Origin of the sequence: Bacillus sp. S3, from assembly GCF_005154805.1 — a bacterium.
Taxonomy (GTDB): Bacteria; Bacillota; Bacilli; order Bacillales; family Cytobacillaceae; genus Neobacillus.
On the sequence record NZ_CP039727.1, the window covers coordinates 1,021,314 to 1,041,540 of the forward strand.

Annotated in this window: 18 protein-coding genes; 11 read left to right on the plus strand and 7 right to left on the minus strand. The window is 39.3% G+C overall.

The annotated features are described in order from the left end of the window. The first annotated feature begins 145 nt into the window (after window positions 1–145). Window positions 146–1,450: an alkaline phosphatase gene (locus tag FAY30_RS04755; protein ID WP_190284820.1), complete on the plus strand. Its 1,305-nt coding sequence runs from the start codon at window positions 146–148 to the stop codon at window positions 1,448–1,450. Window positions 1,451–1,617: 167 nt separating this feature from the next. Here the strand turns inward: FAY30_RS04755 and FAY30_RS04760 are convergent, their stop codons facing one another. Continuing rightward, window positions 1,618–2,817, minus strand: coding sequence for a CynX/NimT family MFS transporter (locus tag FAY30_RS04760; protein WP_149868803.1), 1,200 nt, complete (start codon window positions 2,815–2,817; stop codon window positions 1,618–1,620). 217 nt (window positions 2,818–3,034) lie between these two features. On the opposite strand from FAY30_RS04760, the gene FAY30_RS04765 reads away from it, so the two are divergent. Beyond that, complete coding sequence (locus tag FAY30_RS04765; protein ID WP_149868804.1) at window positions 3,035–5,521, plus strand: alkaline phosphatase PhoX; 2,487 nt, start codon at window positions 3,035–3,037, stop codon at window positions 5,519–5,521. A 47-nt stretch (window positions 5,522–5,568) separates the two neighbouring features. On the opposite strand, the gene FAY30_RS04770 is transcribed toward FAY30_RS04765, so the two are convergent. Then, window positions 5,569–6,141 carry a M15 family metallopeptidase gene (locus tag FAY30_RS04770; RefSeq protein WP_149868805.1) on the minus strand — a complete coding sequence of 191 codons (573 nt, stop codon included), beginning with the start codon at window positions 6,139–6,141 and terminating at the stop codon, window positions 5,569–5,571. A gap of 221 nt (window positions 6,142–6,362) precedes the next feature. On the opposite strand from FAY30_RS04770, the gene FAY30_RS04775 reads away from it, so the two are divergent. Both FAY30_RS04775 and FAY30_RS04780 read left to right on the plus strand, forming a co-directional pair. Continuing rightward, complete coding sequence (locus tag FAY30_RS04775) at window positions 6,363–6,689, plus strand: PadR family transcriptional regulator (RefSeq protein WP_149868806.1); 327 nt, start codon at window positions 6,363–6,365, stop codon at window positions 6,687–6,689. After that, window positions 6,686–7,336 carry a permease prefix domain 1-containing protein gene (locus FAY30_RS04780; RefSeq protein ID WP_149868807.1) on the plus strand — a complete coding sequence of 217 codons (651 nt, stop codon included), beginning with the start codon at window positions 6,686–6,688 and terminating at the stop codon, window positions 7,334–7,336. Before FAY30_RS04775 ends, FAY30_RS04780 begins: the two co-directional genes overlap by 4 nt. Window positions 7,337–7,343: 7 nt before the next feature. Here the strand turns inward: FAY30_RS04780 and FAY30_RS04785 are convergent, their stop codons facing one another. Together FAY30_RS04785 and FAY30_RS04790 are read right to left on the minus strand one after the other, a co-directional pair. Continuing rightward, window positions 7,344–7,526: a YolD-like family protein gene (locus FAY30_RS04785; protein WP_149872599.1), complete on the minus strand. Its 183-nt coding sequence runs from the start codon at window positions 7,524–7,526 to the stop codon at window positions 7,344–7,346. 158 nt (window positions 7,527–7,684) lie between these two features. Further along, the gene (locus FAY30_RS04790; RefSeq protein WP_149868808.1) at window positions 7,685–9,094 is read right to left on the minus strand and encodes an MATE family efflux transporter; all 1,410 of its coding nucleotides are present in this window, start codon (window positions 9,092–9,094) and stop codon (window positions 7,685–7,687) included. 165 nt (window positions 9,095–9,259) lie between these two features. Here FAY30_RS04790 and FAY30_RS04795 point away from each other — a divergent pair, with 165 nt between their 5' ends. Genes FAY30_RS04795 through FAY30_RS04805 form a run of 3 tightly spaced genes read left to right on the plus strand, consistent with a single transcriptional unit; the run spans window position 9,260 to window position 13,131 of the window. Further along, a complete protein-coding gene (locus FAY30_RS04795; RefSeq protein ID WP_223820896.1) occupies window positions 9,260–10,801 on the plus strand; it encodes a spore germination protein in 1,542 nt (513 codons plus the stop codon). A gap of 7 nt (window positions 10,802–10,808) precedes the next feature. Then, window positions 10,809–11,918 carry a GerAB/ArcD/ProY family transporter gene (locus FAY30_RS04800; protein WP_149868809.1) on the plus strand — a complete coding sequence of 370 codons (1,110 nt, stop codon included), beginning with the start codon at window positions 10,809–10,811 and terminating at the stop codon, window positions 11,916–11,918. Further along, entirely contained in the window at window positions 11,893–13,131 is a 1,239-nt protein-coding gene (locus FAY30_RS04805; protein WP_149868810.1) for a Ger(x)C family spore germination protein, read from the plus strand. The genes FAY30_RS04800 and FAY30_RS04805 overlap by 26 nt, the downstream gene beginning before the upstream one ends. A gap of 118 nt (window positions 13,132–13,249) precedes the next feature. Here the strand turns inward: FAY30_RS04805 and FAY30_RS04810 are convergent, their stop codons facing one another. Then, on the minus strand, window positions 13,250–14,152 hold the full coding sequence (locus FAY30_RS04810; protein ID WP_149868811.1) for a DMT family transporter: 903 nt from the start codon (window positions 14,150–14,152) through the stop codon (window positions 13,250–13,252). A gap of 140 nt (window positions 14,153–14,292) precedes the next feature. Between FAY30_RS04810 and FAY30_RS04815 the strand changes: the two genes are divergently transcribed. The 3 genes from FAY30_RS04815 to FAY30_RS04825 all read left to right on the plus strand — a co-directional run bounded on the left by FAY30_RS04815 (window position 14,293) and on the right by FAY30_RS04825 (window position 17,126). Then, entirely contained in the window at window positions 14,293–15,261 is a 969-nt protein-coding gene (locus FAY30_RS04815) for a glycine-rich domain-containing protein (protein WP_149868812.1), read from the plus strand. A gap of 56 nt (window positions 15,262–15,317) precedes the next feature. Then, a complete protein-coding gene (locus FAY30_RS04820; RefSeq protein WP_149868813.1) occupies window positions 15,318–16,166 on the plus strand; it encodes a pentapeptide repeat-containing protein in 849 nt (282 codons plus the stop codon). A gap of 123 nt (window positions 16,167–16,289) precedes the next feature. Continuing rightward, a complete protein-coding gene (locus tag FAY30_RS04825; protein WP_149868814.1) occupies window positions 16,290–17,126 on the plus strand; it encodes an aldo/keto reductase in 837 nt (278 codons plus the stop codon). Between the two features lie 95 nt (window positions 17,127–17,221). Here FAY30_RS04825 and FAY30_RS04830 read toward each other — a convergent pair whose 3' ends face one another. Beyond that, a complete protein-coding gene (locus tag FAY30_RS04830; RefSeq protein WP_149868815.1) occupies window positions 17,222–17,692 on the minus strand; it encodes a divergent PAP2 family protein in 471 nt (156 codons plus the stop codon). An 83-nt stretch (window positions 17,693–17,775) separates the two neighbouring features. Continuing rightward, window positions 17,776–18,792 (minus strand): S66 family peptidase, encoded by a 1,017-nt coding sequence (locus FAY30_RS04835; protein WP_149868816.1) that lies wholly within the window; start codon window positions 18,790–18,792, stop codon window positions 17,776–17,778. A 474-nt stretch (window positions 18,793–19,266) separates the two neighbouring features. Here FAY30_RS04835 and FAY30_RS04840 point away from each other — a divergent pair, with 474 nt between their 5' ends. After that, entirely contained in the window at window positions 19,267–20,007 is a 741-nt protein-coding gene (locus tag FAY30_RS04840; RefSeq protein ID WP_149868817.1) for a GntR family transcriptional regulator, read from the plus strand. The last annotated feature ends 220 nt before the right edge of the window (window positions 20,008–20,227 follow it).

Sequence of the window (20,227 nt, forward strand, 5' to 3'; positions counted from 1 at the left end):
AACGATGCTAAGTCAGGATATATATTAAGAATTTTTATAATATTTGTAAAATTATTGTCTTATCTGCTAAATTTTTCCGAATGTATGTTATAAAAGGAGTGTGAATAAGTGTTTCTATGTTAAAAAGAAAGGGTGTTGGTACACTTTGTTAAATTCAACTGTCCTTCAACGTGATAGTAAACTGAATTTATTCCATCCGATTATGAAATACACTGGAACGAAGAAAGTAAAAAATGTTATCTTACTGATCGGTGATGGGATGGGATTTTCGTATACCACTGGTCTTCGCTACTTCAATCATGATTCCCAAAAAGGGTTCATGAATCCCACCATATTTGACCAATACTTTGTCGGCACCCAATCAACCTACTCATTAGATACAGAAAGTAATATTACAGATTCCGCCGCAGCCGGTACGGCATTAGCGACGGGGCATAAAACCTATAATGGGGCTCTTGGTTTAAATATCGATAAACAAGCTGTTCCAACTGTTTTAGAATATGCCAAATTCCGCGGGAAATCTACGGGTCTTGTAGGTACAAGTCAGGTCAACCATGCAACATTGGCGGCGTTTGCTTCACATGTTGAATCTCGAGAACAATATGACCAAATTGCGGACGATTATCTCGATGAACGGATAGACAGCAAGCAGAAAATAGATGTGATGTTAGGGGGAGGAACATCTTATTTCGTTCGGAATGATCGAAATTTGGTAGAAGAATTTGCGAAAAACCATTTTGGGTATGTGACCGACTTACAAGAGCTTGTCACGAATAAAACGGAGCAACTATTAGGGTTATTCGCCCCGGTGGAGCTCCCTAAACAAATTGACCGTGATGCGACTGTACCCTCTCTTTCCCAAATGACAAAGGCCGCCCTTCAACGTTTAAAACAAAATCCTAATGGCTTTTTTCTTTTAGTTGAAGGAAGCCAAATCGATTGGGCGGGACATGACAATGATATTGTTGGGGCAATGAGCGAGGTTAAAGACTTTGAAGCAGCATTTAAAGCGGCGATTCAGTTCGCCTCCGACCGGGAGGATACGATTGTCATTGCGACGGCAGACCATTCAACTGGAGGAATGAGCATCGATCGGAACGGGAATTACAAATGGAATCCAAGTGTCATTAAATCGATTACCTCTACCCCGCTGGTGATTGCCAGACGATTGCACGAAACAAAAGATCTGACCACCTTACAGCATCATATGCCCTTCGACCTTCATGAAGAGGACTTGAAAACCATTCAAGCAACTTTAGAAATGGAAGTCGAAGATACCCGGCAAGCACTTATCAACATTATTAATCACTATTCCAGTACTGGGTGGACCACAAAAGGTCATACGGGAGAGGATGTTCCCGTCTATGCGTATGGTCTTAACAGACATTTGTTTAGCGGCAGGATGGAAAACAGTGATATTCCAAGGATTCTTTTTCGAATCATGGATTAAAAAATCATCATAATCATGATGTCAATTGCTGTGTTAATGTGAATAGAATTTCGTAGAAATCTTGGTAAATAAAGAAAAGACGTATGCCAATTCATACGTCTTTTCTTATGCCATTTATTAAGAATGCACCCGAAAAAGGAACCCTTTACGGTCAGCGCTGTGCGCCTTTATACATAACGATTTCTCCCCGAAAGCATCCCAAATAGGATGACGAGAACAGAGACGGCGATGAGGGTGACAAGTGGAATTGTCCACATATGGGTCTGGTCATACAAATAGCCAATAAACAATGGCCCAACAGCTGCCAGGATGTACCCAGTTGATTGTGCCATTCCAGATAATTCAGCAGCCTGGCGGGCATTTCTTGCTCGGAGCCCAATATAGCTTAGTGCTAATGGAAAGGTCCCGCCCAATCCAACACCGATGAATATAATACTGATGATGATAATGGAATAGGCTGAGAATAACAGTAATCCAACAAATCCAAGGAGTGAGCACAACGTCAGCATGAAGGCAATCCATGTTTGTGAGCGGGAACGTCCGGCTATAACAGGAATAAAGAAAGCTGCCGGCAGTCCCACTAATTGGGAGAATGAAAGCATCCAACCTGCCGTACCTATACTCATTCCATGACTATGCAGGATTTCAGGTAACCAAGAAATGGTTACATAAAATAAAAAGGACTGAAATCCCATAAAGATGGCGATTTGCCAGGCAAGTGGCGAACGCCAGATGTTACCGGAGTTAACACTAACTCTATTTATTGCTCTGCCATCTCCTTTATTAAATTTGAGAAGAAAGATCCAAACCAAGATTGCAGCTACTACCGGTAATCCCCAAACGATTAAAGCCCCCTGCCAGCCAAGGTTTAAACCATTTGCTAATGGAACACTAAGTCCCGAGGCTAATGAGGCAATCAATCCCATTGAGGTGGAATAAATACTTGTAATAAGACCGAACTTTTGCGGGAATTTATCCTTTGCGACGGCTGGCAAAAGAACATTTCCTATGGCAATACCCGCTCCAACCAAAAAAGTTCCGGTGAATAGAAAAAACGTCATGGGGATGGAGCGAATACATAAACCGATTAAAAGTGTAATTAAACCAACCAGTAAAGTGCCTTCATTTTTTAGACGATTTGCGATTTTTGGAACAATGGGTGACATGATTGCAAAAACGATTAAGGGCAAACTCATTAATAAACCTGCACTCCAATGTGCAAGTCCCATATCTTTCTGTATATTTCCTACCAACGGCCCGATGGATGTAATGCCTGGGCGAAGATTAAAGGCGACAAGGATAATCCCTATAACAAGTAAGAATGTATATGTCGATTTCGTACGAGCTTTAGTTTGCTGCAATTCCACTAAAAGAACTCCCTTCTGAAAAACAAGCTACCCTAAAGTATATCATGGTGAACTATTACAGTCACTGTTTGCCCAAAGGATATTTCAGAAATGAGGCCTCAAGAAAGTAGTTTTAAAATTTACAATTCTTCATATCTGCTCAACATTCTATTAACCGTAGCTTAATATATTTGCGTTTTAATAGAGTGGTAATGAAAAAAAGGGAGGCAATTAATAGATGAAAAAGAGATTGACGGCTGTATTAGCCCTTAGTTTAATGATTCCTGCAGTAACACCTGCGGCAGCGGCTGGGAAGGATATCACGATCAATTCTTTCAAATTTAACTCAATGAAAGCTCCGGCAACCATCGAAGAAATGGTGCAAACCTATACAGGTGCATCCGTGGATGTTACATATAGCAACGGAGCAACGAAGAACTTCCCGCTTACTTATAAACAGTTATACCTTTCTGATGAAAAAATAGTGACGAATAAAGGGGCGAAAATCCCTGCAGGAACTCCAATTGATGTCAATGGAGATCCGATTATAGATAAAAGTATTCCTGGTCAAGAGTCCTACTATGTCTCAGATGCTCCTGATTCAAATAGTTTAATGAACGTGGGCGGGAATCTGTTCATGGTATCACATTTTGAATATGATACTCTTGATAACGCTGGAAATTCCGCTTATGGTGTCGTTCCAGCATCCATGACATTAACAGAATTAAATCAAAACAAAAAGAATGGTGAACTATCTGTTAAACAGGCAAAAAAGGTTGACTTTTCCCTTGTAAATGGACTTTGGATTCCATGTAATGGTTCTACCTCTCCTTGGGGAACCCATTTAGGTTCGGAAGAATACGAGCCAAATGCCCGCCAATTTGAAGCTGAAATAGGGACTGATAAAGATTCAACAAATGTGAAAGGTTTTGCCAAGCTTTATTTTGGTGATGAAACGAAAGCAAATCCATATAATTATGGATGGATCCCTGAAGTGACAGTACAGCCAAATGGTGATACCAGTGTGGTAAAACATTATAGTACTGGCCGTTTTTCTCATGAAATGATGGAGGTAATGCCTGATAATCGGACAGCCTTCTTCGGAGATGATGGAAACTACACCGTCACATTCATGTATGTTGCAGACAAAGAAAAAGACTTATCTGCTGGAACCCTGTATGCGGCTAAATTTGGACAAACGAGTACAGAAAATGGCGGAGCTGGAAATCTTGAGTGGATCAAGCTTGGCCATGCTACCGACGATGAAATCAGAGCGATTATTGACAAGGGTACAAAATTCAGTGATATTTTTGAAACAGCGAACGAACCAACAGAAGGCTTTACGGCCGTTAAAACCGATTCCAGCGGAGCAAAAGTAGAATATCTAAAAGTAAAACCGGGAATGGAAAAGGCAGCGGCATTCTTAGAATCCCGTCGATACGCAGCCTTAAAAGGCGCAACGGCTGAATTCCGAAAAATGGAAGGTTTAGCAGTAAACGCGAAAGATAAGAAAGCCTACATGGCCATGTCTGAAATCGGAAAAGGGATGCTGGAAGATACAAAGAAGGCTGACCCTGCTGATGATATCCGCTTACCACAGATTCTTGCAGGTGGAACATATGAATTGAATCTAACAGGGGGGCAAAAAGATAAGGATGGCAATACCATTGATAGTAACTATGTTGCCTCTGCCATGAAAGCAATTGTTGTCGGTGAGGACTTAGCTGTACCAGATGAATACGGCAATAAAGCAAATCCTAATAAAGTGTCTAAACCGGATAACTTAAGCTACTCGGAAAAAATGAGAACCTTATTCATCGGTGAAGATGGCGTTGAACATACGAATAACTTTGTTTGGGCCTATAACATTGATACAAAAGAATTGTCCCGTGTGCTGTCAGTGCCAGTCGGAGCAGAAGCAACAGGCTTACGGGTCCTTGATAACTTTAACGGATTCTCTTATATTTTGAGCAACTACCAGCATCCTGGGGATGAACTTCAAAATTTCAAAGGAACGGCTGTGGATAAGGATGAATTAGAGAAGGCTATGAAAGAGGGCATCGGCATCCTGAAAAAGGGTGGTATTGGTTATATCGCCGGCATGCCACAGTTAAATGATCTTCATGTTGGCTGGCATTTCAATTCCGGTAAATGGTTCTTCTACGATGAAAAAGGTGAAATGCAAACTGGCTGGGTAAAAGTTGGAACTCAGTGGTACTTCCTTGATGTGTCGTCGGGTGAAATGAAAACCGGCTGGGTGAAGGACGGTAAGAAATGGTACTACCTTGCGTCATCCGGTGAAATGAAAACCGGCTGGGTGAAGGATGGAGCAAAGTGGTACCTTCTTGGATCATCCGGTGAAATGCAAACCGGCTGGGTGAAGGACGGAGCAAAGTGGTACTATCTTGGGACATCAGGCGAAATGAAAACCGGCTGGGTGAAGGACGGAGCGAAGTGGTACTATCTTGGATCATCCGGTGAAATGAAAACCGGCTGGGTGAAAGACGGAGCAAAATGGTACTATCTTGGCACATCAGGCGAAATGAAAACCGGCTGGGTAAAAGACGGAGTAAAATGGTACTATCTTGGATCATCCGGTGAAATGAAAACTGGCTGGATACAAGTCGGTAAGAAGTGGTACTATCTATATAGCGATGGCAGTATGGCAACAAACACAACCATCAATGGCTACAAAGTCAATAAGAATGGTGAATGGATTAAATAATTCTTAGTCATAATTTGTAAGGCGGACAGCGCTAGTCACTGTCCGCCTTACTTGTTATCTGCTGTCATCGATGGATCTGCAGGTCGATCTCCATTCTGTAAATCCGCAATGCTTAGGCCAAAATTCATCTCTAAATGGGGGTAATCTTTAAATTTAGCCCAGTCACCTCCCCATTCAAATCCTAAAGTTTTTGCCATATTTACGACCTCGGTCCAATCTGCTTTTCCATTTTGATTTCCATCATATTGCATATCCCAAACCACATTCCCAGAAGGCGTTTTTAATGCAAAATCAATCGCAAGTCCAAAATTATGATAAGACTGTCCGCCTTTGGCATAGGTAACAATCGTTCCCTCGGATGTCCTTCCCTTTTCATAAAGCCGGTCTTGATCCTCTGCACTTCGGAAACCATCCGTAATCACTATCACAATTCCTTTTTTCGCTGCTTGTTGGATCAATTCATTGCTCCGTTCTTGAACAATTGGATGGAGTTCAGTTGGATATGAGTCAGAATGAGTGATTTTTGGTTCTGTATCTTTAAGAAAAATAGTAAAGAATAGGATAGCAATCAATGCGAGCAAAAATAAATAAATGGAACTTCCTATCCGTTTTCGTTTCAAATCTTCATAGTCCTTTCCTATTTAAAATGATTTCATAAGCTAAGACGGTTATTCCAGCCTAATTGTTTCATATAATTATAATCTATTATGAGGGGGAATTCATTTTTACCGATGGCTTTTTGAATGGTAAATACTTGGAAAGAGCAAATTTTTCACTCCGAACATTGCTTTGCGATGTACATCGTTATACAATGATACTAGAAATATTTGGAGGTTATCATATGGATAGAGAGCTGCTGAAAGGCAGTATTGAGATCCTGCTGCTTTCTTTATTAGCAGACGCGGATAGTTACGGCTATGAAATGACGAAGAAGTTAAGGGTGTTAAGTGAAGATGCTTACCACATGAACGAAGGTACGCTGTATCCTGCATTAAAAAGGCTAGAAAATAAAGACTGTGTTACATCCTATTGGAGTCAAGGGCTAGATGGAAGCAGAAGAAAATATTATTCTATTACTGAAACAGGCCGTAAGAATTTAGCCGACAAAGTAAGGAACTGGAAACAAATAAATCAGTTAATCGACAAAACGTTGGAGGGATTGACTTGAAACATCTTGAACACTATGTAAAAGAAATCGTCTCGGATTTACCGATGAATGAGGATGAAAAAGAGGAAGTTAGAGAGGAAATTTTTTCTCATCTGAAAGAACATGCCAAGGAACTGATGATTAAGGGGTATACAGAGGAGGAGGCAGTTCTCCAAGCAATGAAGTCATTTGGAAATGAAAGAAAATTGAACTGGGAAATGAAAAAGGCTGCCTTTCCATTCTATAAACCAGTACGCTTTATTTGGAATGTGTTTTTTGTAACAGCAGCATTATGCCTCATTTCATTTTCAGCAATGGAATTTTATCATCCGGAATTCGATAATGCCCTGCCGCTTGAAAGTGTTATGATGGGCTTCTTTTTAGTTGTTTTCATTGCGGGAGCAGCAGAGGTCTTATATGAAGCAATTAATCAACAATTTAAATCGAAGTGGCTTGCCAATCCATGGCTGTTCTTTTTCATCCCATCTCTAATTTTTGGCGGAGTACAGTCAATGTCGTTCCTCAAAAATCCGGAGCAATATCCAGATGGCCTTTGGCTTGATTTGTTCGCTATTCCTATTGGCGCTTTTGCGTATCTTGTTTCAAGACAGCTTTTCACACGAATTTTTGTTCGCAACCGCAGGGACTTCATAGGGAAAATTGATTAAAATGAAGTTAGTAAACTTTTCTAATCCCTGACAAACGAATGGTTAAAGAATTTTTCTGTTCATCTTTTAATGAAAGGATTTGTTCACGCAAATTAAGGCAATAAACACGGCCTGTGGTGGTTTGTAATATTCCATTTTTCACATAATTAATGGTTACAGATTTGTTTTCAGCCAATTGTTTTAAAAACATCCTTTTCCCAACTTTCATCTGTAATGGTTTATAAAATGCCATTTTACTTTGAATATATTAAGAGAAGGTGAAGTGGCTGTTAAGGATTGATGTTGAAACAATTAATATTTATATTAAAATGCAAATAGAAAGGTGCGAATCCATTTTCGCACCTTTCTTTACATATCAGGGGTTAAACTTTTTTGAACTTTTCGAATGTCCATCTTCGAAGTATTTTCAGCTAATATTTTCTTAAATTGAATCGCAAATACCGTAACTGTCACAGCAACGGCAAGAAAGTCGGATACTGGTTCAGCAAGAAATACTGCAAATTCTTTATTAGAAAAGAAGTTTGGAAGGATATAGATCAACGGAATCAATAGAATGATTTTCCGCAATAGGGCAAGGATAAGTGATGTCTTAGCCTGCCCGACGGCAATAAATGTTTGTTGGCAGGCTAGCTGTGCCCCCATAACAAATGCGACAGCCATATAAATTTTCAGCGCCCATACTGTTGTCTCAATCAATTTTGGGTCATTGCTGAAAAGTGAAACAAAGAAATGTGGAAAAATGGTCATGATCAGCCAGAAAGTAAACGAAAAGCTCATGGAAGAAATAATCAGTAATTTAAACGTTCGTTTCATCCGTTCATTATTTTTAGCCCCATAATTATAGCTGATAATCGGTTGTGAACCCTGAGTTAATCCCATAATCGGCAGAATCATCATTTGCATTAAACTGGACAGGATGGTCATGGCGCCTACCGCCATATCTCCACCGTAATTTTTAAGCGAAGAATTAAAGGCAATATTTAAGAGACTTTCGGTACTTTGCATTATAAACGGAGAAACTCCGAGCAGCAGGACTGGAGTAATTACTGATTTTTTAAGCTTCATATATTTTTTTTGTATTTTCAGCTTTGTTTTTTTTCCAAATAAAAAGTATAACGTCCAAAGCGCCGATACCGCTTGGGCGATAACATTGGCAATTGCCGCCCCTTCCACACCCATATCAAGACCAAAAATAAAAATCGGATCGAGGATAATACTAATGACTGCCCCGATGATGACGGTCATCATACTAATTTTTGCAAAGCCTTGTGTCGATATGAAAGTGTTTAGTCCTAAGGCGATTTGGACAAAGATCGTACCACACACATAATACTTAAAGAAGCCAAGGGCATACGGCAGTGTTTCCGGTCCGGCCCCAAACAGTAAAAGAAGCTTTTCACCAGTAAATAAAAAAACGATGGTCAAGACAACTGAAATACCCACTAAGGACACAAAACAGTTGCCTAATATTTGTTCTGCTTCGTCGTGTTTTCCTTGACCAAGTTTAATCGCCGCTCTTGGTGCGCCGCCCATTCCAATTAATGAACTAAACGCGGCAATAATCATAATTATCGGAAACGTAACGCCAACACCTGTTAAGGCTGTGGCACCAATCTCTGGAATATGTCCAATGTAAATACGGTCAACCACATTGTAAAGCATATTTACAAACTGGGCTGTAATTGCTGGCAGAGCAAGACTGACCAGCAATTTACCGACACTTTCCGTTCCTAGTCTATTCACACCCGCTTGATTCATGATGAAACTTCCTTCCTATTAATAAAAACGGTTTTCCATTATTGAGTAAAAGACAATACAACAATTTTAGCATAAAAAAGGGTACGAATACGTTTTTGCCCCCTTTTAATATACATAAATACCCCTAATACTGGAAAACTATATAAAAATTAGGGGTGGTTCAGGATGATTAAGAAAATGTTTAAATCACTTAATAAGGCATTCAATACAGAACCACATTTTAACGAACAATCCAATGCCAATAACATTGAAGTAAAAAGTCAAGATATTAGTCGACATTATGAACAAAATTTAGAGACTTTTAAATCAATTTTTTCCATGCCAAAAAATATGGATGTTAGAATACGTGAGTTTACTATCCGTTCCCAAAATCGCCGTGCCTTTATCATTTATATCTGTACAATGGCAGATGAAGAGCAGATTCAAAGAAGCATTTTGGAACCGTTGATTGAAAACGCGAGGCAAAGAAGGGAAATTCGAGATATTGTCTCCTTCCCTATCGAAAATACATCTACAAATATTGGGAAGATTACGGAATCCATCACTTGTGGCGTCACCGCGCTATTTGTCGATGGTGATGATCAATGCTATACATTTGAAACAACAAAAATTCAAGGACGCGGCATTGAAAAGTCCGATAATGAAGTCATTGTTAAAGGGGCAAAAGAGGCTTTTAACGAAAAGTTAATCGATAATGTAGCATTGATACGAAAAAAAATTCACAATGAAAACCTGATTGTCGAGGTACATGTTATTACAAAACGATCTAGAAACGAGGTAGTCCTTGTTTATGAAAAGGATCTGGTAAATGAAGAATTACTTCAATCGATAAAGGATCGGCTAGAAAAGATTGATGCAGATAGTATTCTTGAATTAAATATCTTGGAACAGTATCTAGAGGAGCGGCCAAGATCCCTATTTCCTACTTTATTAAATACTGAACGTCCTGACAGGGCAGCCTCTTTTATTGAAGAAGGCCACATCATTTTATTAATGTCGAATTCTCCAAATTGTCTTGTCTTGCCTGCTACCTTTTGGGCGATGTTCCATTCACCGGAGGACCATTACCTGCGGACACCGTATGGAAATTTCATCAGGATATTGCGATTCCTTGCTTTATTTATCTCGCTTTTTGCATCGTCCGTTTATATTGCAATTACAAATTACCATGTGGGAATGATCCCCCCAGATTTGTTAATGGCTATCGCGGGGTCAAGAGAACGTGTCCCCTTTCCATCTGTCATTGAAATCTTGATGATGGAAATTGCCTTTGAACTGATTCGGGAAGCCGGACTCCGTGTGCCATCCCCGATTGGTCCAACAATCGGAATTGTAGGTGCCTTAATATTGGGACAGGCTGCTGTTCAAGCGAATATTATTAGCCCAATCGTCATCATTGTCATTGCATTAAGCGGCTTAAGTTCTTTTATTATCAGTGATACTAGCATGAATTTCGCGATTCGTATATCTCGCTTTTTGTTTATTTTTGCAGCAGGATTTCTTGGAATTTATGGTGTCACCGCTGTAGCTATTATCGGCCTATATTATTTAGTTTCATTAAAATCATTTGGCACACCTTATTTTGCACCAATGACACCGCATTTCTTCTCAGGAAAGGATCTAATTATTCGTCATGTTCCCATGAAAGTAAGATTTCGCCCCGGTTATCTAAAACCAAAAGATATGGTCAAACAAAGAAAGGGATAACGATCTGATGAATCAGCAGCCTGGAAAACTTGGTATTCGAGAATATGTGTCCATCGCGATTTTAATGGTTAGTTTGAAAGCAACAGAAAATGCTCCCACCCTTTTGTTTAATAAGGTGCAAAATGCAGCCTGGATGCTCCCTGTCCTATCGGCAGGAATCTTTTTTATTCCACTTTTTTTATTACTAAAGACAATGTCGTTATTTCAAGGGAAAAATCTTGTTTTTGTGATTCAAAAATTACTGGGAAAGTATATTGGCTTTTTTATTTGTCTTTTTATTTTTGTCATTTCATCGTTAGGTATGTCGTTCGAATCGAGAAGCTATACAGATATCATTAGGGCGTTTTATTTTAGTACTACGCCCACGCCGGTCCTTTATGCCATTTTTATGGCCGTTTGTGCTTATGGTGCCAAAAAGGGGATTCAGCATGTCGGTTCTGTTGCCTATCTGCTAATTTTTTATGTAATAATCTCTTTCTTTGTTGCGTTAGGATTAAGCACTCAAGATAGTAATATTCAAGCAATGCTGCCTATTTGGGGAACTGGAAAACTTGAAATAATAACGAAAAGTGCACAAAGCTTAAACCTTTGTGCAGAATTTTTTCTGCTTACTATGTTCATTCCGTATATAACGTCAAATAAAGATTTTCGAAAGGGCACTTGGATTGCCTATATTTCCGTCAGTATCCAAGTCAGTGCGGCTACACTTTTATTCATTTGCATGTTTGACCAATCTTTAGGTGGTATAGGATATCCGTTTCATACGGCTATTCGTTACATTTCACTTGGAAGTTATATTCCGAATATTGAAATCATCTTTTTCATTATTTGGATTATATCAGCGTTTATTCGCTTCACTGCCTTTTTGTACATTAATGCTCTGGTGTTTGGTCATCTTTTTAAAATTAAAGACTTTGAATTCTTGATTCCATCACTTGCAACCATTTATTTATTGATTGGGATTTTACCGGAATCCCCCCCAGAGGTCATTTTTAACTGGAGGCAAATGGTTCAAACCATAATCGGCCCTTCGTTTGGTGCCATTTCGCTCATTTTATGGCTTGCCGCAGTGGTAAAAGGAGAATTTAAACATGCAATTAACAAAAACAGTAGGTAAAATGTTGTTGATTTTCGTCCTTGTTTTTTCTTTAACAGGTTGTTGGGATCGGGAAGAACTCGAAGATAGATCCTATGTAATTGGGATCGGACTGGATCATTCCAAACATAAAGGGAAAATCAAAGTCACGATGTTACTTGCAAATCCCGAAGTAGGGAGTTTGCAAGGAGGCGGCGGTTCAACAGAAAAGCCGAGGGAGATTATCTCATTTGATGCCAATGATTTTATTGCAGCGAAAGTGACAGCTAATGCGATTATCTCTCGAATTATTAGTTATGATCTTTTAAGAATTATTGTTGTTTCTGAGGAATTTGCAAAAGATCCGGCATTTTATCATGTCATCAACAGTGCTCCCTTTGATAAAGAAATTCGTTCGAATGCCTATTTGGCTGTATCGAAAGAAAGGGCAAGTGAGTATTTTCTGAAAAATCATCCCAAAATGGAAACAAGGCCGCATAAGTATTTTCAATACATGATTGATCATGGAATTGAAAATGGACTCATCCCTGATTCTACTCTTTTTCGTTTTTTTAAGACAACGGAAAGAGGAGCAGATCTGTTTTTAGCCATGAACACAACAGCCGTGCCGGAAAAGCATCCAAAGTTTAAAGGAGAAGATGAGTATTATGCTGGGCAGGTAAATGCAACTGGAGAATTGGATGATACCCAATTTATCGGGTCAGCCGTATTCAAGAATGGTGTGATGATTGGAAAATTGACTGGTCAAGAAACAAGTATCGTCAATGTTCTTGATGATACAACAAACATTAGTGATTTTTTGCTGGATATACCTAATCCCTTTCCAGGAAAGCAAAAATCATTTGCAGTCAGAATCATGAAAACAGAAAACAATAAGGTAAAAATGAACCTTAAGGGTCCCAGCCCCAAAATATTTTTCACTCTCCCATTGAAGTTTGAAGTGATGTCAAACCCGTCCATGGTCGATTTTACTAAGAAAAAGAATCGCGAAATCTTAAAAAAAGCAATAGCACACCATATGAAAACTGAACATGAGAAGGTATTGAAAAAAACTCAGGCAGAATTAAATGGTGCACCATACCCATTGTCCTTTCATGCCCGGAAATATTTTGGAACCATTCAGGAATTTAAAAAATTCAATTGGCCTAAAACTTATCTTAAGGCAGACATTTACGTCAACACGGAAGTTGAAATAGTGGATTATGGCAAAAAACCAAAAAAGGCAGGGAAATAGTTTGAAAATAGTCTTCATCGTTGTACTGCTTGCCATGCTTGTCCTTCCGTTCTTTTCTATTTTGAAATCTTGATTGGAAAAAGGCAGATCGATCATAGTCTGCCTTTTTCCTTGATTCTTATGGGGAAGGAGTGGGCGCTTGGCCTTTCTTCACGATTTTCAATTCTCGTTTTTCACTTAAAAAAGTTGCGCCGAGGACAAGGACGCCACCAATCATTTGAATAAATGTCATGCTCTCGCTTAAGAAAATCGCTGCGATGATGACGGCTGAAATCGGATCAATATAACTAAGAACCGCAATGGTTTGCCCGGGCAGATTTTGAATCGAAGTAAAATATAGAAAGTAGGCGAAACCCGTATGTACAATTCCAAGTATTAAAATAAAGATAATAGAAGTCGAGTCAAGACCAGTAAAATTTAGCTGCCCTTGCCATCCTACATAGGGAAACAGGACCAATGCAGCTGCCATTAATTGCACCAGGGTGATTTCAAACCCCGATAAATTTTTGATAAATTTGTTCATTAACACGACACTTGCATAGAAGGCTGCAGCAAGAAGTCCATAGAAAATTCCTAATTTATTGTCCGCTGCACCGCTTGAACTGCCGGCTCCTGGATTCACAATTAATAAAAGTCCAGCCATCGCCATAATGATACAAATAACCTTCGCAGTCGTCAGCTTTTCCTTCAGAACCCATGGTGCTAACATCATCACAAAGATTGGTGCAAAGTAGTAACTAATTGTGGCATTGGAAATGGTCGTATAGCGGTAGGACTCAAAGAGAAAAATCCAATTAAGTCCGATCGCCGCCCCGGAGAGGAGAAGCAGAATGGCATTCTCTTTTAACGCTTGACGAGATGGCCTATGTTTAACTAGTAAACTGACAAAAAGCAGGAATACACTTCCGATTACCCCCCGTAAAAACGCAATTTCGCTTGAAGACATGTCGAGTTTTTTTACAAAAATACCGATACTCCCAAACAAGAGCATTGTGATAATGAACTTCATTTTCCCCTTCAAGTCGATCCCCCCTTTTATTCTAATCCAATCACAAAATGTGCGATTTCACAACTGGTTTTTACTATTAAGGAAGTAATAAGGAAAGAATTTATGGTAAAATGAGGGAATAAATAGTCTCAAAGGTAAAAGGGGGAGTTTGAATGATTGCTGAGCTGGTTGTTGGGGGTCTAATCATCGTTGGGGTAAGTGCAGGTATTTCGGCAATGGTTAAAAATAGACGGCCAAAATTAGCTAAGGAGAATATCCCGGCACGGTTAGGTGTCCTTGAACAGGCTCCAATCCAGCCTTTGCTTGAAAAATTAAATAGGTCATTAGATGATGGCTATATTCAACAAGTGAAGAGGCGTTTTCTAGAGGAGCATCCTAAACGGACTGAAGATGAATTTGAGTGGCGGCTGTTTGAGCTAAAGCGCTATTTCCTATTGGCCAATATCTTAAAGACAACGCCGATGTTTAGTGAAGAGGTGGATGAAATCTGGCATGATATGCTTCTATTTACGCAAAAATATCAAGTGTTTTCAGAAAAATTTTTGGGTAAAATGCTGCATCATACACCAAACACAAGTCCTAAGCCGGCACCACAGGACCGCGCTTTTTTTGACTGGGTATTTTCTCAGTTGTTTCAAGTGACGCAGTATAGCTGGAAAACATGGGGAAACTTTTTCAAACATCCTCTTGACTTTCAATTATTAAAAGAGTTTAAACATGATACAGATGAATTTTTAATAGATAAATATTTTATGATTAATGAAGATAACAAGGAAACGATTGAATATTTAGTGGCCAATATGAAACAGCAATTAAATAGTGCAGAAGAAATGTATCAAGAGGACAAAAAGGGGAAATTTACGAAGCAGCGAAGTTTCGGCGAAATGACCGCACTGTCGGCGGTGATGGTGTATTATTCATATTTTTATTTTGATGAGTATTGGAGCTACGCGAAAGCATATGCCTTTGCCAATCCCGTTCAATATTCAAGCGGCTGTGCTGCTGCTGTATTTTGTGGCTCGGCTTCTTCCGATCATCATTCTGGTGATGGAGGCGGCGGAGATAGTGGCGGCTCCAGCTGCTCAAGTTGCTCCAGCTGCGGCGGCGGTTGTTCCTCTTAAACAAGAAAACAAGGTATAATGAATTTCAATGATTGTTCTATAAAGAAGGTGTCAGGATGGCTCATCCATCAACAAATAACAATAATACTTTTAAAAAATATAGTGCGGACTGTGAAAATTGCTTTGGATTGTGCTGTGTTGCATTGCCTTATGCAAAATCGGCTGATTTCCCGATTGATAAAGAAGGAGGGACACCTTGTTCGAAATTGCAACATGATTTTCGTTGCGGGATTCATAACCAGCTCAGAAATAAGGGGTTTCGCGGCTGTTCTGTCTATGAATGCTTTGGGGCGGGGCAAAAGGTGTCTCAAGTTACCTATAACGGGAATGATTGGCGGAATCACCCCACACACGCAAAGGAAATGTTTGACGTATTTCCGATTATGCAGCAGCTTCATGAAATGCTTTACTACTTAAATGAGGCAAGTAGCTTAAAAGAAACACAGCCTATTTCCCGAGATTTAGAGACGGCATTGCAAGAAACGGAAAATCTCACACATTTAAGCGCGAACTCAATTTTGGAATTGGATGTACCTTCACATAGAGTGATGGTTAATGAGTTACTTTTACGCACAAGTGAATTCGTTCGTGCCAAAGTTCCGCCTAGGAAAAATAAAAAGATAGGCAGGGGAATCGATCTGTTAGGGGCAAAGTTAAAAGGGGCAGATCTTAGGGGAGCTAACCTGAGAGGCGCCCTGCTTATCGCTGCGGATCTGAGAAATGCAGACATGAGAGTGGCTGACCTCATCGGTGCCGACTTAAGGGACGCAGATTTGAGCGGGGCTAATCTTACTGGAAGTCTTTTTCTCACTCAAGCACAAATTAACTCTGCTAAGGGTGATCAAAATACGAAATTACCAGCTTCATTGCGCATACCGGATCATTGGCATAAGGGATCTGAATAAGGGTCATCCTTACATGTAGGCTGCTCGGCAGGATCTTATTTTTCAATCAGCTTGTGCGTGAAAAATGAAAAGAATTCCAGCTGTATGGTAAAATGTTTATATACATATTTAGGAGGGAAAGAGATGCCAACAAGTTTAAAAGACACAACGACGTTACATAATGGTGTGAAAATGCCCTGGTTGGGATTAGGCGTTTTTAAAGTGAAAGAAGGAGAAGAGGTTGTTGAGTCCGTAAAAGCCGCTGTTCGAAACGGCTACATCAGCATCGACACTGCTGCTATTTATGGCAATGAAGAGGGGGTCGGGCAAGCGATTCGTGAATCCGGCGTCGCTCGTGAAGAACTGTTTATTACCTCAAAGGTTTGGAATGCGGATCAAGGCTATGAAACAACATTACAGGCTTTCGAAACGAGTTTGAATAAGCTTGGCCTTGATTACTTGGATCTTTACTTAATCCACTGGCCGGGTAAAGATAAATATAAAGATACTTGGAAGGCTTTAGAAAAGCTTTATAAAGATGGGCGTGTACGCGCAATTGGTGTAAGTAACTTCCAAATTCATCATTTAGAAGATTTAATCAGTTCTGCAGAAATTAAGCCGATGGTTAACCAGGTGGAGTACCACCCGCATTTAACCCAAAAAGAGCTTCAAGCATTTTGTGTAAAAGAAGGAATTCAACTGGAGGCATGGTCACCATTAAAACAAGGCCAGCTTTTGGAAGAACCAGTTCTTGTAGATATTGCACATAAATATAATAAATCCGTAGCGCAAGTGATTTTACGCTGGGATCTTCAAAATGGCGTTGTAACCATTCCGAAGTCGATCAAAGAACATCGAATTATTGAAAATGCTGATGTGTTTAATTTTGAATTAACCGCAGAAGATATGGAAAAAATCAATGCTTTAAATCAGGATAGCCGTGCTGGCTCCCATCCGGACACTATGACGGCAGGGTTTTAACTAAGAATGCAAAGAAGCAGTGGATTTCAAAGGAAATCTCACTGCTTTTGTCGTTTTAATACATCGTACAGCCTCCAACGAGAGATGGAATAGCATTAAAAAGGATAAACTTGGTAAGTAAGCACACCAACAATGATTCCCGTAATCACTCCGAAGAAAACCTCTGCTGGTTGATGACCTAATAGTTCTTTTAGCTTTTCTCTGGATTCTGTCTTCTTTAAATTTGGGTCCTTTAAGGTTTCGATAAGACGGTTAAAATCGGCTAATAATGTATTTAACACTTCCGCATGGTAGCCTGCATGTCTTCGAACCCCAGTGGCATCATGCATAACAATTAATGATACGATTACGCAAATGGCAAATTCATTTGATTGAAGTCCGGATGTTAACCCAATGGCCGTAGTCAACGAAATGATTGTTGCTGTATGAGAACTAGGCATACCACCTGTACTAAACATCAGACTCCATTTTAATTCTCCGGCGACAATAAAGTGGATAGGGATTTTTACGAATTGGGCAATCAACATTCCTAAAAGCGCAGCAAGAATGGGATAGGATAAAAACATCATGGTCCTCCTCATTAATGTATGTCCTTAGGATATGATAGAAAATCTAAAATAATGTGAATGTGTAGACCATGCTCGATCCATTACGGACGAAAATATTGTAAAACGGTTCCTTTCCCATCTGTAACCATAACCTCTGCATATGCACCATTAATAAAGGTAATTTGCGGTGGAACATGGCCGCAATCAATATCATAGATAATCGGTATATCGAGTTCATCGGCAAGGTCTTGATATACATCGTTAACTGTATAGTTTTCGACGGGAGTATTCGCTGGACTTCGGCCAAACATTAGGCCTGAACAACGCTCAAACCAGCCGGCTAATTTCATTTGCACCAATGATCTTCGAAGGTCAGTCGTATTCAATTCACAATTCTCCAAATACCAAATAACAGGATCATCGTTAATATGTTTTTTTCTAAAGCTCTGGATATCACCGAATGGTGTACCGATTAAATGTCTAATGATATCGATACAGCCGCCAAGTAAACGGCCGTGGAATTTCACATTTTGATTTGAAATAGTTTTCCACATAGTCTTTTCAGTTAAATGAAAAACACATGGAGAGGGATTGTCATGCTGCCACTTTTTTTGATAGTAATCTGAGGACCTCTGAAGTACTGATTCTCCCGTCTTTGTCGATAAAACAGATTTCCACATGGCCGTCGTTGCATCGGAATATTCCCCGCGTAAATCAATTAAATTAGTTCCGTGAGCGGTTGCGGTTCCTGTCTTCAATGTTATTGCAAGAAGCAAGCTGCTAGTATCAGAGTATCCTAACACCCATTTATTTTTAATATTTTCAAAGTCAATATGTTCGAGAATTTCTACTAATAATTCACCACCCCAAGGGGGCATGATGATGTCGATTTCAGGGTCAGCCATCATCTCATTAAATTCGGCTGCTCGTATTACCTTAGAAGCGGACTTAGCCTTATTTTGTGTCCAAACAGTATCGCCGCAGGTAATTCGAAAACCATCTTGTTCCAATCGTCTGCGTGCAAGCTTGACCAATTCATGTAATTCATCTTCTACGCCCGAAGACGGTGCCGTTACACCAATTTGTGCTCCATCTCTTAAATGCGGAAATGTAATCATTGAGAATCCCCCTCACTTTTAGATGATTTTACCAAAATCATGCTAAAATGTTAACTTACATTTCTACAATACTATTTAATTCTGCCTGTGATACGGAAAAAATAACAAATGTGGATACATTAAGGAAGGGTGGAAGAAGGATGGGGACAAAAGGAGAGCTTATTATTATGAGTTATCATTTAAACGAAAGGTAAAAAGAAGCTTATTTCCAAGTCCCTTTAAATCAAAGGACTGAGTACCGGCTCCGCCTTCGCCAAATACCATGATAGCCACGCATGCTATCCCCGCTACTAAATACTATAACTTCATATTATTAATAAAATATGAATTAGATATTACTCTTTCGTTAATTATTAGAAATAATGTCCCAATATAAATAATATAAAAATCATAGACCCTGAAAACAATCCACGGATGAATACGGTATAATGGTGATAATCATTTATGATAAAACCAAAATAGGTGTGAGGAAGCATGAATTTCAATCATGAGGATTTGAATAAATCAAAAAAGCCATTATACATAATGGTCTACGATAAGCTATATAAACTAATTATGGAGGGGACCTTTCCTCCTGACAGCAGGCTGCCGACGGAACCTGAACTTGCTAAAAGATTGGGTGTAAGCAGAATGACGTTGAGACAGGCTTTGGCTCTTTTGCAAGATGATGGCTTGGTCAGGAATGTCCATGGGAAAGGGAACTTTATTACGAAATCCCATCAAAACCATCGAACAGTTGGCCTCGAGAAAGTGGGGAATCCGCTTTACAAATGTCATTCAGAAATAATCGATGAAGTGGAACTGAATTTCAGAATTGATTTAGTCAGCGACTATGCAGAGGAAGTATTACAGAAAAAGATGGCTGCCGTAGTTGCTTTCGAACGCTGGTATAAAAGTGGGGAAAAAGTAGTAGCCTATAGCCTTACAATGATGGCAGTCGAAACCGTGACTGAACTAAATTTGGATCTGCAGAATGACATGCAATTATTAGCGATGCTTGAAGAGAAGGTATATGAACTTGCCAATTCTTCAACTATTGAAATCAAACGATCCGTTGCCGTGAATAAAATGTTACAAAAATATCAACTCTTTAAAGGTGAGGAATGTGATTTAATCCTCGAAAGTGTTTATATAAGTGACCAATATCCGGTTGTCTATAATAAATACTATATTCCAAAAGAGTTCAGTCAAATCAGAATTAATGCAGCAAAATAGGAATTTTTCCAAATAGCCAAACAGTATATTTCTTTCTGAAATATACTGTTTTTTTGTGTGTAAATACGGAAAACCTAACAATAAAATAGTTATTGCTAACAGAACAATTGTATGCTATTCTTTGGTTGTGTAATTTATATACAACTTTTTATACAACTATACAACGTTGTTTAAAAAGGGGAATCCTTGTAGTAATTGGAAGCGGAAACAAGAGTTAATG